The organism is Puia sp. (assembly GCF_035546395.1).
Lineage (GTDB): Bacteria > Bacteroidota > Bacteroidia > Chitinophagales > Chitinophagaceae > Puia.
In genome coordinates, this window is record NZ_DASZXR010000019.1 from 848,035 (window position 1) to 863,545 (window position 15,511).

At 56.8% G+C, this 15,511-nt stretch carries 12 protein-coding genes; 9 read left to right on the forward strand and 3 right to left on the reverse strand.

Annotated features, from left to right (window positions below; genetic code table 11):
• Nucleotide 1: 1 nt before the first annotated feature.
• Complete coding sequence (locus tag VHE34_RS29860; protein ID WP_325595009.1) at nucleotides 2-2,941, forward strand: redoxin domain-containing protein; 2,940 nt, start codon at nucleotides 2-4, stop codon at nucleotides 2,939-2,941.
• Between the two features lie 29 nt (nucleotides 2,942-2,970).
• Here the strand turns inward: VHE34_RS29860 and VHE34_RS29865 are convergent, their stop codons facing one another.
• The 3 genes from VHE34_RS29865 to VHE34_RS29875 form a co-directional block, all read right to left on the reverse strand.
• Nucleotides 2,971-3,648, reverse strand: a complete 678-nt coding sequence (locus VHE34_RS29865) for a hypothetical protein (protein ID WP_325595011.1) — start codon at nucleotides 3,646-3,648, stop codon at nucleotides 2,971-2,973.
• A gap of 11 nt (nucleotides 3,649-3,659) precedes the next feature.
• Nucleotides 3,660-4,061, reverse strand: a complete 402-nt coding sequence (locus VHE34_RS29870; protein WP_325595013.1) for a BlaI/MecI/CopY family transcriptional regulator — start codon at nucleotides 4,059-4,061, stop codon at nucleotides 3,660-3,662.
• A 65-nt stretch (nucleotides 4,062-4,126) separates the two neighbouring features.
• On the reverse strand, nucleotides 4,127-7,003 hold the full coding sequence (locus tag VHE34_RS29875) for a triple tyrosine motif-containing protein (RefSeq protein ID WP_325595015.1): 2,877 nt from the start codon (nucleotides 7,001-7,003) through the stop codon (nucleotides 4,127-4,129).
• A 135-nt stretch (nucleotides 7,004-7,138) separates the two neighbouring features.
• On the opposite strand from VHE34_RS29875, the gene VHE34_RS29880 reads away from it, so the two are divergent.
• The 8 genes from VHE34_RS29880 to VHE34_RS29915 all read left to right on the forward strand — a co-directional run bounded on the left by VHE34_RS29880 (nucleotide 7,139) and on the right by VHE34_RS29915 (nucleotide 15,420).
• Nucleotides 7,139-9,799, forward strand: coding sequence for a ThuA domain-containing protein (locus tag VHE34_RS29880; protein WP_325595017.1), 2,661 nt, complete (start codon nucleotides 7,139-7,141; stop codon nucleotides 9,797-9,799).
• Nucleotides 9,750-10,037, forward strand: coding sequence for a hypothetical protein (locus VHE34_RS29885; RefSeq protein WP_325595019.1), 288 nt, complete (start codon nucleotides 9,750-9,752; stop codon nucleotides 10,035-10,037). The genes VHE34_RS29880 and VHE34_RS29885 overlap by 50 nt, the downstream gene beginning before the upstream one ends.
• The gene (locus tag VHE34_RS29890) at nucleotides 10,034-10,981 is read left to right on the forward strand and encodes an NADP-dependent oxidoreductase (RefSeq protein WP_325595021.1); all 948 of its coding nucleotides are present in this window, start codon (nucleotides 10,034-10,036) and stop codon (nucleotides 10,979-10,981) included. The genes VHE34_RS29885 and VHE34_RS29890 overlap by 4 nt, the downstream gene beginning before the upstream one ends.
• A gap of 190 nt (nucleotides 10,982-11,171) precedes the next feature.
• Complete coding sequence (locus tag VHE34_RS29895) at nucleotides 11,172-11,603, forward strand: Rrf2 family transcriptional regulator (protein ID WP_325595023.1); 432 nt, start codon at nucleotides 11,172-11,174, stop codon at nucleotides 11,601-11,603.
• 128 nt (nucleotides 11,604-11,731) lie between these two features.
• Entirely contained in the window at nucleotides 11,732-13,804 is a 2,073-nt protein-coding gene (locus tag VHE34_RS29900; protein WP_325595025.1) for a cbb3-type cytochrome c oxidase subunit I, read from the forward strand.
• Nucleotides 13,788-14,786 (forward strand): cytochrome c, encoded by a 999-nt coding sequence (locus VHE34_RS29905; RefSeq protein ID WP_325595027.1) that lies wholly within the window; start codon nucleotides 13,788-13,790, stop codon nucleotides 14,784-14,786. Before VHE34_RS29900 ends, VHE34_RS29905 begins: the two co-directional genes overlap by 17 nt.
• On the forward strand, nucleotides 14,783-14,998 hold the full coding sequence (locus tag VHE34_RS29910; RefSeq protein ID WP_325595029.1) for a hypothetical protein: 216 nt from the start codon (nucleotides 14,783-14,785) through the stop codon (nucleotides 14,996-14,998). Before VHE34_RS29905 ends, VHE34_RS29910 begins: the two co-directional genes overlap by 4 nt.
• Nucleotides 14,995-15,420, forward strand: coding sequence for a cytochrome C (locus tag VHE34_RS29915; RefSeq protein WP_325595031.1), 426 nt, complete (start codon nucleotides 14,995-14,997; stop codon nucleotides 15,418-15,420). The genes VHE34_RS29910 and VHE34_RS29915 overlap by 4 nt, the downstream gene beginning before the upstream one ends.
• Nucleotides 15,421-15,511 lie beyond the last annotated feature (91 nt).

A 15,511-nucleotide genomic window follows, 5' to 3' on the forward strand; every position in this document is an offset into this window, starting at 1 on the left:
TATGCGATCACTTCTCACAATCATCCTGTTTTTCCCATGCTTCCTCCGGGCCCAATCGCCTCGCATCCTCGTCAACCAGGTCGGCTACGAACAAACCAAAGCAAAACGCGCCATCATCCAAACCAACACCCGCGAATCGATCGCCTCATTCAAGCTTATCGATGACAGCACCGGCAAACTGGTCTACACCGGCAAACCCGTCTACAGCGGCCCGGTCGCAAAATGGAAGAACTGGCAATACTACACCGTCGACTTCAGCACCATCAAAAAGCCGGGAGTCTATCGCGTCACCGCCACCATCGCCGGTCAGGCCGTCACCTCATACCCGTTCGCCATCGGTAGGAACGTGCTCGAGAAATTTACGCTCTCCGATATCCTCTATTACTTCAAAGGCCAGCGCTCCGCCGGCCTCATCGACCAGGCCGACAGCCACCTGCCGCTGCCCGCCGCCGCCCACAACCCCGCAGCCCCCACAAAAGATACCCTCGATCTCCACGGCGGCTGGTATGATGCCACCGGCGACTATGGCATCCATCTATCACATCTTTCCTTCTCATCCTACTTCAATCCGCAACAAGTACCCATGGTACTCTACAGCCTTTTGAAAACGCAGGAGCTGCTAACCAACCGTACCGGCACCGACTACCGCCAGTTCCTCCGCCGGATCGCGGATGAAGCGAACTATGGCGCCGACTACCTCGTCCGCCTCCAGGCGCCAGGCGGATCTTTCTATCGCTCCATCGGCGCCCCCGGAGCCGCCAAGGCAGCGAAGGACCGCGTCATCTCACCCGAACAAAAAAGCTATCGCATCAAAGTGTCAAAGGATTCATCCTGGGGCGGAGAAAATAACGCCGATACCTGGCGAAGCTACCAATCCAGCTTCCGGTCGGGTGGGGGTATGGCCATCGCCGCGCTGGCCATGGCTTCCATGACCGGGATCCCCGGCGAATTCTCCAACGCCCGATATCTGAAGTCCGCAGAAGACGCCTTCGCCTTCCTCGACAGCAACAACGCCTCCATGACCAACGATGGAAAAGAGAACATCGTCGATGACTATTGCGCCCTCGCTGCCGCGACCGAACTTTACAAAGCCACCCGCGCGGACAAGTACCGCGAGGCCGCCGAAAAACGCGCCAACCGTCTCACAAGCCGCCTCACCTCCTGGAATAAATACACCGGCTACTGGCGCGCCGATAACGTCGACCGCCCCTTCTTTCATCCATCCGATGCCGGCCTGCCCGTGGTAAGCCTGCTGTATTATTATCCTTACGCCACCGGCGCGACCCAGACGGCCATCAAAGCCGCCGTCCACCGGTCGCTGGAACACGAGCTCGCCATCACTCACGAGGTCAACAACCCCTTCGGCTATAGCCGCCAGCTGGTACAGGATACCCTCGGCCACCGGCGCAGCAGCTTCTTCTTTCCCCATGGCAGCGAAGCCTCTCCCTGGTGGCAGGGCGAAGACGCCCGCCTCGGCTCCATGGCCGCCGCCGCCCGCCTCGCCATACCGCTATTCGCCGGCGATCCCCGTTTGGTCGACTCTTTGGAAACCTTTTCCCTCGATCAGCTCAATTGGATATTGGGACTGAATCCCTATAACGCCAGTATGCTCCAGGGCACCGGGCATAACAACCCAGCCTACGCATTCTTCGGCACCTTCGAATACACAAACGCCCCCGGCGGCATCGTCAACGGCATCACCAGCGGACTCGGGAACGAAGACGATATCGATTTCAACCTCTCCTATGCAATGACCGGCAAGGACAACGATTGGCGCTGGGCCGAACAATGGCTCCCCCATGACGCCTGGTACCTTCTCGCCATCGCCGCAGGCCAGCCGCTGCAACGGCTTGCAACCACCATCGACGCCGAACACATCAACGATCACCCGACACTCGCCATCGGCGCCCCCGCACCCGACTTCAATCTCCCCGCCACAGACGGCAAGAACTACACCCTAAAAGACTTCAATGACGCAAAAGTCCTCCTCGTCGTTTTCATGTGCAATCATTGCCCGACCTCCCAGGCCTATGAGCGACGCCTGGTCAATCTTGTAAATGACTACGCCGCAAAAGACCTCCGCGTGGTAGCCATCAGCCCCAACGCCCCCGCTGCGCTGCGCATCGATGAGCTGGGCTACAGCGATGTCGGCGACGGCTTCGACGACATGAAAAAGCGCGCAAAGGACGCCGCATATAACTTTCCTTACCTGTACGATGGCGAGACCGAAACGGCCTCCAAACAATATGGTCCCATTTCCACCCCGCATATTTTCATCTTCGACCAGCAGCGTCGTCTGCGCTACAACGGCCGCTTCGACGACCAGGAGAACCCCGCAAAGACACCGCACAGCTTCGACGCCCGCAATGCCATCGACGCCCTGCTTGCCGGCAAGGAACCCCCGGTCGCCGTTACAAAGACTTTCGGCTGCAGCATCAAGTGGATCGAAAAGAGTAACTGGACCGAGAAAGCGGCCATCACCTGGGCACATGAACCCGTTCACCTCGACACGATCGGCAACGCAGGAATTAAAAATCTAGTAAGCAACAACACCAAAAAGCTTCGTCTGATCAACCTCTGGGCCACCTGGTGCACGCCCTGTGTCCAGGAATACCCGCAGCTGGTGACTCTCAACCGGATGTACCGCGACCGCGGCTTCGAACTCGTCAGCATCAGCACCGACGACAGCGCCGCCCGTCCCAAAGCACTGAAATTTCTCCAGGGCCAGGAATGCTCTTCCCCGAACTATATCTACAGCGGTGACGATAAATACAAATTAATGGAGACCATCGATCCCAAATGGCAGGGTGCCTTACCCTACAGCCTGCTCGTGGAACCCGGTGGGAAGATCATCTACGCAAAACAAGGGGCCATCGATCCTGGGCAGTTGCGTAAGCTCATCTTCGATAGCCCCTATATGGGTCGTCTCTTTAAACAATAGTTACCCGCCTTACAGCACCTTCATCCACATCAGATCTCCTCCGGCGCCTTCTTATTCGTCGAGATCTCGGTATGCGTCGAACCGCCCCGATGCTCATAGATAAAATGATCCGTCGGGCGATCGAGATATTTCGCCTTGTAGCGTTTAAACACCACTTCCGGCTGCTTCTCGCCGTTTACGCTAAATCCCTCGTTATTCAGCGTAAACTTCAACGGATCGGTATCCGTGATGATATTGTCGCGACGCAGATCGCGGATGATATGCCGGATATAATAGTCGGACATCGGCGGCACAGGTGGGACAGGTGGAACGGGCGGCACAGGGGGCACCGGCGGAACCGGAGCAACAGCCGCCATAGCAGGAATAGGAGGAATAGGAGGGATAGGAGGGATCGGCGGGACCGGCGGCACCGGAGGTGCATCCGCACAATCGTCTATCCGGTCAAAAAGCTCGACATAATTGCTGAAGTTCTCCTTCGCAATCGCCTTCCCATTGATGCTGAACTCGACAACCTTGTCATCCACCTCTTTCATAACATAGACATTCCCGTTCTCATCCGTGGCCTCAGCCTTGATCGTCCGCCCATGGCCGTCATCATGGATATTGATAGTAAGCGCGCTGAAGCTATGGCCGCTTGATTGCGCGAGAACCCTCGGCCCGACCGCGACCAGCGCAATCAGACCAATGGAAAGAACCGTCTTTTCCATATTGAATTGATTTATTTTTTATCCTTCTTCGACTTTTCCAACAGCTCGCGGATCGCATCGAGCTCGGATTGCGATGTTTTCTTATTGTCCAGCAAATGCAGCATGAGACTGCTCACACTGCCGTTAAAGAGCGAATCCACAAAACGATCCAACAGCAAAGTCTTCGTCTTGTACTCCTCGGAAGCAGGGCTGTAGACATGTTTCACCTGGCTCTCATCCCGCAACAACAACCCCTTTTCGACCATGATCTGCATCAGCTTCAGCGTCGAAGCATACTGCACCTCCCGCTTGTCCTCGTTCAACCGCTCGTTGACAAAACGCACCGTGTTGGGCCCATACTGCCACAACACCTGCAGGATCTCCAGCTCCGACCTCGTAGGCTCCGGTCTCTCCGAAGACGAAGAAGAAGGCATGGACCTTGATTTATCGGCTTTCATGATCCTAAGGTAGGAAACTTTTCCTAGTATCAAAAATTATTCTAGGAAATTTTTCCTAGAAAATCGTTAAGGTTCGTCTCCGTCGCCAGACCCAGCTTTTTCCTGAGCCGGTACCGGCTCACCTCGACGCCCTTCAGCGAGATATTGAGCAGTTGCGCGATCTCCTTGGAACTCAGGTTCAATCGCAGGTAAGCACATAGTTTCAAATCTGTGGAACTCAACTGAGGATATTTCGTTTTCAACGTAGCCAGGAAGTTATTATGCACCTCGTCAAAATGCACCGAGAACCGGTTCCAGTCCTCATCTCTCTTTTCGGTATCGCTGATCATCCGGAACACCGGCTTGAAGGCATGGGTCAGACCGGGGTTGTTCAACCGCTTGATCACCACCGTCAGCTCTTCCTTGATAGACGACAGGATACCGCCCCGTTCGACAAGATGCATGGTCGCCGTCGCCAGCTCTTTGTTCTTCCACTGCAACTCTCCCTCCAGCTTGGCATTCTGCAGGGCGATCAAACCCTTCTCCTTCCGGTCCAGCTCAAGACTATGCAGGTAATTCCGCCGTTCCTGTTCCTCCTCGTATTTCTTTTGATGCACCAACAGTCTCCGCTCCTGCCGGCGCCGGATCAGCCAGAATACCCCCACCGCCAGCAACAGGTAACCCAGGTACGCCCAACCGGTCTGGTACCAGGCCGGGTTCACTGCAAAAGGAAATACCGCCGCCTCGGACACATTGCCCAGGTTATCCCGAGCCCGGACGCGGAACCGGTATTCCCCGGGTGACAAATTGGTATAGTCCTTCTCGGGCTTGGATGACCAGTCCGACCAGTCGCGATCGAATCCCTCAAGTTGATAGCTGTACTCGATCGCGTTGGCCTGCGTAAACATCGGTGAAGCATACTCGAAATGAAAAGAGCTCCACCGGTTGGGCAGCCGTACCCTTTTTACATCAACACTCTCATATCCCCCAAACAGCAGGCTATCCCGTTCCGCAATTGCTTCCACCGATCCCAGCAACACCCGCACTTTCCCCGCCGATTGCAGATACCGGCTATAGTTGAGATGGAAGACGCCGTTATTCGATCCGATGAATACATTCGCCTTATCATATGGATATATCATCGTGAATCCCTTTACGGTCTGCCCCTTCAGCCCCGGGAAATAAACCACCGAATAGGACGCCGACGCCGAGGGCTTGCCAAAGTCGACAACCCCCACCCGCTGATCGCTCACAAACCAAAGGTTCCCTTCCCGGTCGGGGCGAAGATATTCCACACTGGTATCCCCGAATATCGGCCGGAGCACTCCCGACATTACAAACCGGTCGGCCGCCGCATCATATTCATACACGCCCTTTTCCGTCGCCGCAAGGATCTTGTCCCGCCAGGCGACGATATAATTATTACGCAACGAAGGCAGACCCTCCGCCACACCATAATGTTTGAACGGCCCCGGCAACGGATTCCGAAATACGCCGCGATAAGGATGGCTGGCCCAAACAGTCCCGCGCCCATCATAGGCAAACACCGGCAGCGATTCATAGAGCCCGTTGATCTTACCCCGCTCCCCCCACTGCCCACCACTATCGGTCATCCGCACCAGCCCCGTATAGGTCGCCGCGATCACCTCGTCCCGCGCGACGCCGGCTCCCGATGCACCGCCCACCGGTAAAAAACCCCAAACTCCCATCCCCGGCGGCAACGCCGTGGCCTTATCCCCCCGTACCACTGAAACCCCATCCTGGTGCCCCACCAGCAGATCGTCTCCCACTTCCTGCAACCCCCACACCTGCCCCTTCGTATTCTCCACCTCCGTAAACTGGCCCTTCAGCGTGCTCATGTCGGCCACCGCCGGGTCCAGCGCCAAACTATAAAGCCCATTGGATGTGCCCACATACAGCCGGTCCCGGAACACCCGTACCGTATTGCCCACCAGCTGGTTATCCCGAACCGGCTTGATCAGCCGCACCGATGTGGCATAATGCACCAGCGCGATCCCGTTCTGCAAACCCAGCCAGAGATTGCCTTCGGAGTCGGTGAGCATCGACTGCACATTATTATCGGGTAACCCTTCTCCCGTAGAGAACCGCTCGATCATATTCCCGTTGCCGTCGACGATCAGCACCCCACCGGTCACCGTCCCCAAAGCATACCGGTCCTCACCCAACTTCCTGCCCCCATTGAGGAGGTTGTCCTTCAACAACCCGTCGATCGCAGTCCGTTTGGGGATAAGATGCTTACCGCTCAGCAGAAACAGACCGTTCTTCTGCGTGGTCACCAATAGGGTATCCTTTTTATAGTCAACGACGCCGGTGATATGCATCGAAGCCCCGTCACAAAGCCGCTCCCAGTTTCCCCCACGAAAAATATATAGTCCGTTCGCCTTGTCCGCCGCATACAGCTCCGATCCCACCAGCGTCATTGTCTGCCAGGCCCGGGGTGCGTCAAAATTTCGCATCTTGCCATCCGCCCACTCGATGATCGATTCGTTCGTCCGGAAGAATATCGCCTCCCCCGCGATCACGATGTCCCAGACATCCGCAAATTGCCGGGCCACCTTCGGTAACCGCTCCTTTAAGGAATGGTAGGTGAGGATACCCCGGTCGCCCGGCGAGAAATACCCGATCTCATCGGTTCCCCCAACAAAGACCCACCCCTTGGCATCGATGGCCAGGGATTTGATCGTCACTTTATTAGGTAGGGGATAGGTCTTCCAGTAGCTGCCGTCGAAGGTCAGCAGTCCATCGTTGTTCGCGAAATAAAGCATTCCCCGCCGGTCCTGCCCGATATCCCAGGCCTCGATCGAGGCGTGATAGTCCGCAGACGTAAAGCTCCGGATAGACGGTATCCCGATCGCCGATTGACACCACGCCGTTACAAACCTGGTAACAAACACCGCAAGCAACCAAATTCGCTTCATTGAAGGGACAAGTTATCGAAAAGTACCCGATGTAGTGTTAATGTAGGGCCAAACAAATTGCCCATCCCGCGGCGCAGCCGGATATTTGCACCGATCGGTAACTCCCCACTGATTATATACTAACCTGCTGAGCCTATGTTCACAACACATCTCAAGAAGCTTTCGATAATAATCCTGTTAGTTCTATGTCAAGCCGGCGCGGGCGCCCAATCCTTTCGTGTCCTGGTAGTGGCCTCCAGGGCCAGTGACCACATGAAAATGATGGCCGCCGCCCGGCCTTTTTTTCAACAAATGGCCGCCGAAGAGTCCTTCCAACTGGACTTCACCGACGACACCAGCCAAATCAACCCGGTCAACCTCAGCCGCTACCAGGTCTTTGTCATGCTCCAGCTGGCGCCCTTCGACATGTCCTATGCCCAGCAGGACGCTCTGCAGGAATTCGTGGAAAAAGGCAACGGCTTCGTCGGCATCCATGCCGCCGGCCTCACCGGCCATCAGTTCCATCCCAAAGACAGGTACTGGCAGTGGTTCGAGAACATGATGGGTAATGTCATTTATTCCCCACATCCGGCCTACCAACATGCAACGATGATTGTGGACGACCGGTCGCACCCCGTTACCCGCCACCTCCCCGCCCGGATCGATATCCCCGATGAATGGTACGAATGGGACAAAAGCGTCCGCGACAACCCCGATGTCCATGTTCTGGCTTCCGTCGATGAATCCACCTACCATCAGAACAAACCGATGGGCGATCATCCCGTTATATGGACCAACCAACGCTTTCGCCGGATGATCTATATCAGCCCCGGCCATTCCCCCGAGCTCCTGCATGATCCCGCCTACGGGAGCATGCTTCGGGATGCCATCCGCTGGGCTGCCTCCTCCGGACCCGCCACCGTCTCCCTGCCGCTCAGCGACCGCCGCGTCAGTTATGATCGCCACTACGTCCTCAACACCCCCGTCGTCCCGCAACCCGAACTATTCCTCCGCCTCAAACGCGCCCTCACCAAGCCACAATTCACCATCACCACGGCCGATCCCGCCACCGGGACCATCCTCGGAAAAGGATCGCTCGATATCCCAACCAACGACTCCGGCCATCATTACCAGATCAGCTACGACTTCAACATCGGCGTCACCGATGGCCGTTACACCTTTCGCACCGATCATTACTATGAGAAACCCATAAACATCGGCACCAGTTCTGAATTCACAAAGATCGAATACCGCTGGTGGGACTATCGCCAGGGCCACCCCTGGCATCGTGACGATCGCCGGCTTTTCACCGGTCTCGACTCCGCCATGACCCAAACCCTGGATGAAGTTGACCGCCAGGTCCATCGCCCCCGTTTTCGCGCCCTGGTTTTGTATGAGAATGGTGGCTGGCATGTGAAATATTCCTGGCGCGCCCGCAACTGGCTCCGGCAACAAGCCGCCGACAGCAATTTCGCCATCGACTGTCTCACTCACACCGACAGCATCACGGACCAACTCCTGGCCAACTACCAGCTCATCATCCAGCTCGACTTCGTTCCCTATGGCTGGAAGCCCACCGCCCAGGCGGCATTCAAAAAATATATCGAAGAGGGTAGGGGCGGTTGGGTCGGCTTCCACCATGCCACACTGCTGGGCGAATTCGACAATACACAGATGTGGCCCTGGTTCCATGATTTCATGGGCGGCATCCGCTGGAAGAGCTATATCGCCCGCTTCGCAAAAGCCACCGTCCGCATCGAAGACCGTACACACCCCGTTTTCCAGGACCTCCCCGACAGCTTCGTCGTGCAAAAGGAGGAATGGTACACCTATGATAAAAGCCCGCGGCCCAACGTACATGTGCTCGCCAATGTCGATGAATCCACCTATTCCCCCGATACTACCATCAAAATGGGGGATCACCCGGTAATTTGGTCCAATGAAAAGGTCAAAGCCCGGAACATATACATCTTCATGGGCCATGACCCCATCCTGTTCGACGACACCGTGTACAAACATCTATTCGCCAATGCGATTTCCTGGGCCGCCCAGACCCCCCCTTACCCGGCATCGGCTCTCCAGCCCGCCGACTCCACTGTCCGGCCCGCCACGCCTGCACATCCTCGCTACCACGTCCTCGCCTTCTACTCAAATACGGTAGAAAGCGACCACGTCGACTTCGCCTATGACGCCATCCGTTTCTACGCAGAGCTCGCCGCCAAAAAGAACTTCGCCTTCGACACCACCTCCAACTGGGAGAATTGCAATGAAGCACTAAAAAGCTACCAGGTGGTCCTTTGGCTGAATGATTTCCCCCACGCCGAATCGCAACGCAAAGCCTTCGAAAACTACATGGAGCACGGCGGCGCCTGGTTCGGCTTCCATGTGTCCGGCTACAATGACCGCACAACCCACTGGCCCTGGTTCGTTCATTTCTTCGGCGATGCCGTCTTTTATAACAATGCCTGGCCGCCACTTCCTGTGAAGCTCATCGTCGATGACAACAGGCACCCGGCCACCCATCGCCTGCCTGCCCGTTTTGTCGCCCCGTTGAACGAGTGGTATGGCTGGAAACCCGATCCCCGCGATAATAAGGACATCCGCGTCCTGATCACCCTCGACCCTGCCAACTATCCGCTCGGGAAGAAAGATACCATCCGCGGCGGGGACATCCCGGTCTGCTGGACCAACACCCGTTACAAGATGTTATACGTGAATATGGGACACGGCGACAAAAATCTCAGTTCCCCCATCCAGAACCGGCTCTTTGAAGACGGTCTCGAATGGCTGGGAACCGGCAAATCCGTCACCCGCTAAAAAGTCCGCACCCGCCTTAGGCTATGTCCGTTGGATAGTTAAGACCCACCCCGGCCTCGTCATCGACAACAACGGCTTCACCGACTATTCCAGCGGTCTCGCCGCCGGCTATATCCCCTGGACCGACGCAACTACGGTTCCCCCATCCGTCATCCGCGCAATAACCTCCATAACCCCGACATTCTCCATTCCCCCCACGGGAGCTATTTTTGCAGAACACAAAAAAAGCAACGCATGAAAGCCATTCGCCTCCACGCACCCGGCGGTCCGGAACAAGTCGTCTTCGAAGACGCCCCAATGCCAACCCTCCAACCCGGTGACGCCCTCGTCCGCGTCCTGGCCTCCGGCACCACCCGCAACGAGCTCGACTGGGGTCCCACCTATACCGATGAGCACGGCAACAGCCGTACCCCCAGCATCCCCGGTCACGAACTCTGCGGTATCATCGAGGCCTTCGCCCCTGATGTCGCCGCAAACCCCGATGTAGTCAATCTCACCCCCGGCGCCCCCGTATACGCCCTCACCTCCTTCTTCCGCAACGGCACCGCCGCCGAATACATCGCCGTCAGCGCCGCCGACCTCGCGCCAAAACCAACAACCCTGGACGCGATCCAGGCCGCATCTGTCCCGCTCTCCGGCCTCACCGCCTGGCAGGCCCTCTTCGATCACGCCCATCTGAAGAAAGGCCAGCGCATACTCATCCATGGTGGCGCCGGCGGCGTCGGCACCTTCGCCATCCAGCTGGCCCGCTTCATCGGCGCCCACGTCATCACCACCGCCCACCCCCGCAACATCGAACTCGTCAAAAGCCTCGGCGCCGACGAAGTCATCGACTATACCAAACAACGCTTCGAAGACCACGCAGCCGATCTCGACGTCGTCCTCGACAGCCTCGGCGGCGACACGCAACAACACTCCTGGCCCCTGCTCAAACGCGGCGGCGTCCTTGTCTCCATTGCCGGCGAATCCATCGAACAACCCGCTCCCGAACTCGGCGTTCGCGGGGTCTTCTTCATCGTAAAATCCAACCGCGGGCAACTGGTCGAACTCGGCAAGCTGATCGATAAAGGCCATGTAAAGGCAGTCGTCGGCACCGTACTTCCACTCGAACAAGCGAAAAAAGCCTTCGAAATGGCCTTCACCGCCGGCAAATTCGGAAAGATCGTTCTGCAGGTGAGTTGATCTCCGGAAAGATCTTCCTGCAGATTAAAGCTGAAAAAACACCATAAATGCGGGAACTATGACATTGCCTCGTCCAACCCCTCACAGTAACTTTATCCTACAAAACAGCCGATCGCGTATTCCCCACAATAAAAGATAAAAATCTCTTTTATTCGGCAAAAGGCCTACCTTCGTACCGCAAAAGCAAACTATGTTCTCAAAAGCCTGCGAATACGCCATCCGGGCCGTTATGTTCGTCGCCCAGAAGTCGAAGGACGGCGCCAGGGTCGGGATCAGGGAGATCGCCAAAGGCATCGACTCCCCCGAACATTTCGTCGCCAAGATCCTGCAGGACCTTAGCCGCAAGGGAGTGATCCAATCGCAAAAAGGACCCTCCGGCGGCTTCTATCTCGACGACCGCTCATTGAATGCGTCTTTGGCAGACATCGTCCGCATAGTCGACGGGGATGACATCTTTACCGGCTGCGCCCTTGGTCTCAAGCAGTGCTCGGAAGCAAAGCCCTGTCCGCTGCACCATGAATTCAAAAAGATCCGCGACGATCTTTCCCACTTGTTGCAACACACAAGCGTGGGCGAATTCAGCACCCAGCTCGACAGGAATCGCCTCTTCCTCAAGCGGTAAAGCCACCACGGCCGTACTCCCGCCGCAAGCCACGTCACCCGAAGCCAGGTAAAAAACAGCAACCAGGCGACCGAGGCAAAAGCGCAATGCAATCAATAAAAGATAAAAAGACCCTTAAATATTGTATTATGCCCTTCTTCTCACTCCACTCCATCCCCGGCCTCAGTCTCATCCTGATGCTCCTGCTGCTCATTCTCCTATGCGCAGCCCTTTACCTCCTGGGCAAAACCAAAGAGATAAAACACCTCACCGCAAATAAGAAGAAAACCTTCGACCAACAACGCCTCGAAGAATACCTCAGCAACCTCGATGAGAACAAGCTCCACGAGCTCATCGACAGCCGCCATCCCGCCGCTCAGCCGCCCGTCAACCCCAAAATTCCGGCGATCTTATTGATCCTCCTGTCCACCCTCCTCTCACAAACCACCTCCGCACAAACCGATGCCCCCGTTACAAGATCAACCCTCTTCTCCCAACCCGGCATCCTCATCCTCATCATATTGATCCTCCTGCCCATCCTCTTCACCATCTTCTTCATGGGCGTCAGGATCACCCGCATCACCCGGCAATATCGCCAGGCCCGCGACCAATCCGACGAACAGCAGCTCGATTCCTATCTCGGCTCGCTCGAACCGGACGCCGCTGAGAATGCCCTCGAAAAAAGACTCCACGCCCTCGATTTCACACTGCAACCCAACTCCCTCTCCGGAGACGCCAAACCGGAAGACAACAAAGGGCTTCTTCACAATATCGACACCGAAAGCGCCATTGCCGTCGCACCCGTAAAAAAGCGCGCCGAAAAACGCCCCCCCATCGACCCCAGGCTCGCAAAGCTCATCCTTGCCTACCTCTCCTGCGCCGCCGGCTGGCTCCTCCTCGGCACCTCCATCGGCGAATACATCGGGATAAAATTCGTCGCCCCCGACGCCGACCATGTCTCCTGGCTCAGCTTCGGCCGCCTCCGCCCCGCCCATACCAATATGGTTTTCTGGGGCTGGGCCTCCCTCGGTATGCTCGGTCTCGGCTATTATATCATCCCAAGGGTCAGCAATACCTCCATTTACAGCCTCAAAAAAGGCTGGTGGACCCTGGGCCTCATCAATGCATCCGTTCTTCTCGGCACCCTGTGCCTCATGGCCGGCATCAACAACGCCGGCGGCGAATACCGCGAATATACCTGGCCGGTCATGGCCCTCTTCGCCATCGGCCTCATCATCACCCTTCAAAATTTCCTGAATACCGTTGCGAAAAGAACCACCGAAGCCATCTATATCTCCAGCTGGTATATCATCTCCGCCATCATCTTCGTCCTGGTCATCGTCTTCATCGCCTACCTCCCCTGGTGGCAGGACGGCCTCGGCGAAACTATCGTCCAGGGCTATTATATGCACATGGGCGTCGGCATGTGGTTCATGTTCTTCACCCTCGGCATCGTCTATTACTTCCTCCCCCAACAGCTCAACAAGCCAATCTACTCCTACAGCCTCGGCATACTCGCCTTCTGGTCCCAGATATTATTCTATACCGTGATCGGCTCTCACCACTTCATCTTCTCCTCCATCCCCTGGTGGCTCCAGACCGTCGCCATCATTGGCAGTGTGGGAATGATCATCCCCGTCACCGCCGGCGCCACCAACTTCCTGCTCACCATCAATGGCTCGTGGTCCAGTGTCGGGAACAGCTATACGCTCCCCTTCTTCCTCGTCGGCATCATTTTCTATTTCACCGGCTCCATGCAGGGCACCGCCGAAGCATTCCGATCCACCAACCTCATCTGGCACTTCACCGACTTCACCGTCGCCCACTCGCACCTCACGATGTACGGGATCATCACGTTCTTCCTCTGGGCCTCCACCTATGCCCTCGTCCCGCGCCTCACCGGCCGGGAAGCCCCACAGATCGCCATCGGCACCCATTTCTGGCTCGCCCTCCTCGGCCTGCTCTTCTATACCATCCCGCTCATGTGGGGCGCAACGCTAAAAGGCATCCTCTGGACCCAGGGCAAACCCTTCATCGAGGGCGTCGTCCTCATGGCTCCCTACTGGCTCTGGCGGGCGATCGGCGGCAGCTTAATGTGGTTTTCTCACATAGTTTTTTGCTATAACATGTATCGCATGATCGAAGGTTCAGGTGTCTTCGCCACATCGGCCTCACAATCCCCATCACAAAGCAAAATTGTTACAAATGGAATTCTTCGATAACCACAAAACCCTCTTCCGCGCCAGCTTCCTCTTCTTCCTCACCCTATCCCTCTTCGTCGCCATCCTCCCGGCGCTGACCAACCAACGCAACAACGCACCATTGCCCGGTTCTCAACCCCTCAGCGCCGACGCGGAGGAAGGTAAAAAGATCTTCATCGCCAACGGTTGCGTCGCCTGCCACACCCAGCAGGTCCGCAACATCGAGATGGACAAACCCTTCGGCAGCCGCCCCAGCATCTCCGCCGACTACGCCCGGGACCACCGCATGTCCACCTGGCAGAACACCGCGACCCTCATGGGCTCCGAACGCACCGGCCCCGATCTGACCAACATAGGTAACCGCCAACCCGCCGACGCCTGGCATCTCACCCACCTCTTTAACCCGCGGATCGTCGTAAAAGAATCCATCATGCCCGCCTATCCCTGGCTCTTCGAAATAAAGGATAGCGCCGAAAAAGACGACATCGTCGTCTCGGTCCCCGACAACTTTATGGACGGCGAAAAAGGCAAGGTCATCGCCACAAAAGAAGCCCGCCAGCTTGTCGCCTACCTCCAATCATTAAAACAAGTCAGCCTCCCCGACGGCCGGCCTGTGCCCATTTTCCTCTACCCACCAAAAGCCGCGGACAACAAAGGCGCCGGCGGCAAAAACGAACCCGAAGGTAGCGCTCTCTACGCCACCTACTGCCAATCCTGCCACCAACCCAACGGCGAAGGCCTCCCCGGCGCCTTCCCCCCGCTAAAAGGCAGCGCCATCGTCACCAATGACGACCCCTCGATCCATCTCAGCATTATCCTCAACGGCTATGAAGGCCGCGTGAAGCAAGGCTACCCGCCCATGCCCCCCGTCGGCACCACCAACAACCTCAGCGCCGCCGAGATCAGCGCCATCATGAATTACGAACGCACAAGCTGGGGTAACGCCGGCAAAACCACAGACGCCGCCACCATCGAAAAACTCACCACAACTATAAAAAAATGATACAAACCTTTCTGTTCTGTCCGACCTGCACACTCGGACAGCCAAAGATAATACAAGCGATCTCCCACGGCCCCGGCCCGGACTCCCGCTGGGACTACCTCATCACCCTGGCCTTCGTCCTCATCACCATCGCCACCGCATACTATTCCATAAAATGGCTCATCCGCCCCGGCGAAACCGAAAAAAATCACATCAAACGCTCCATCTTATGACCCCTAAAAGCACCCTCATCCTCTTCATCGACGACGATCCGACTCCCATCGCCCGGCTCTCGGCGCCCGTCACCTTCGAGCTCGACACCACCCGTCTCGTCGACGGAAAGCACACGCTCCGCATCGTCAGCCAGGACCCCGGCGGCAAGGAAGGCTTAAGGATCATCCCCTTCGAAGTACGCAACGGCCCCGCCATCGCCGTCGAAGGCATCAAAGAAGACGCAGTCGTCAACGGCGTCCTCCCTCTCATGATCAATGCCTATGGCAAAGGCGATGCAAAGAATTTCATCATCACGGGTAGTGAGACGCCCCAATCCATCCCCTATTGGATCTTCATCCTCGTCATCGGCCTCGTCGCCTGGTCCATCTACTTCCTCATCACGTCCAATGCCGTAACCCTTACTGCCCCAACCAAACCTTGAATGGGGTAACCCGCTCACGGCTGACAACGCAGTCGGCAGCACTGGGCGGCGCCAGCTCCAGCCGCTGCCGGTATATTTCCAGGCCTTCGAC

Excerpts from the sequence above, each read along its gene's own strand:
- VHE34_RS29905 (WP_325595027.1), top strand. The coding sequence starts at position 13,788 with ATGGAATTCTTCGATAACCACAAAACCCTCTTCCGCGCCAGCTTCCTC.
- VHE34_RS29880 (WP_325595017.1), top strand. The coding sequence starts at position 7,139 with ATGTTCACAACACATCTCAAGAAGCTTTCGATAATAATCCTGTTAGTT.
- VHE34_RS29890 (WP_325595021.1), top strand. The coding sequence starts at position 10,034 with ATGAAAGCCATTCGCCTCCACGCACCCGGCGGTCCGGAACAAGTCGTC.
- VHE34_RS29895 (WP_325595023.1), top strand. The coding sequence starts at position 11,172 with ATGTTCTCAAAAGCCTGCGAATACGCCATCCGGGCCGTTATGTTCGTC.
- VHE34_RS29860 (WP_325595009.1), top strand. The coding sequence starts at position 2 with ATGCGATCACTTCTCACAATCATCCTGTTTTTCCCATGCTTCCTCCGG.
- VHE34_RS29915 (WP_325595031.1), top strand. The coding sequence starts at position 14,995 with ATGACCCCTAAAAGCACCCTCATCCTCTTCATCGACGACGATCCGACT.
- VHE34_RS29900 (WP_325595025.1), top strand. The coding sequence starts at position 11,732 with ATGCCCTTCTTCTCACTCCACTCCATCCCCGGCCTCAGTCTCATCCTG.
- VHE34_RS29875 (WP_325595015.1), bottom strand. The coding sequence starts at position 7,003 with ATGAAGCGAATTTGGTTGCTTGCGGTGTTTGTTACCAGGTTTGTAACG.
- VHE34_RS29910 (WP_325595029.1), top strand. The coding sequence starts at position 14,783 with ATGATACAAACCTTTCTGTTCTGTCCGACCTGCACACTCGGACAGCCA.
- VHE34_RS29870 (WP_325595013.1), bottom strand. The coding sequence starts at position 4,061 with ATGCCTTCTTCTTCGTCTTCGGAGAGACCGGAGCCTACGAGGTCGGAG.
- VHE34_RS29865 (WP_325595011.1), bottom strand. The coding sequence starts at position 3,648 with ATGGAAAAGACGGTTCTTTCCATTGGTCTGATTGCGCTGGTCGCGGTC.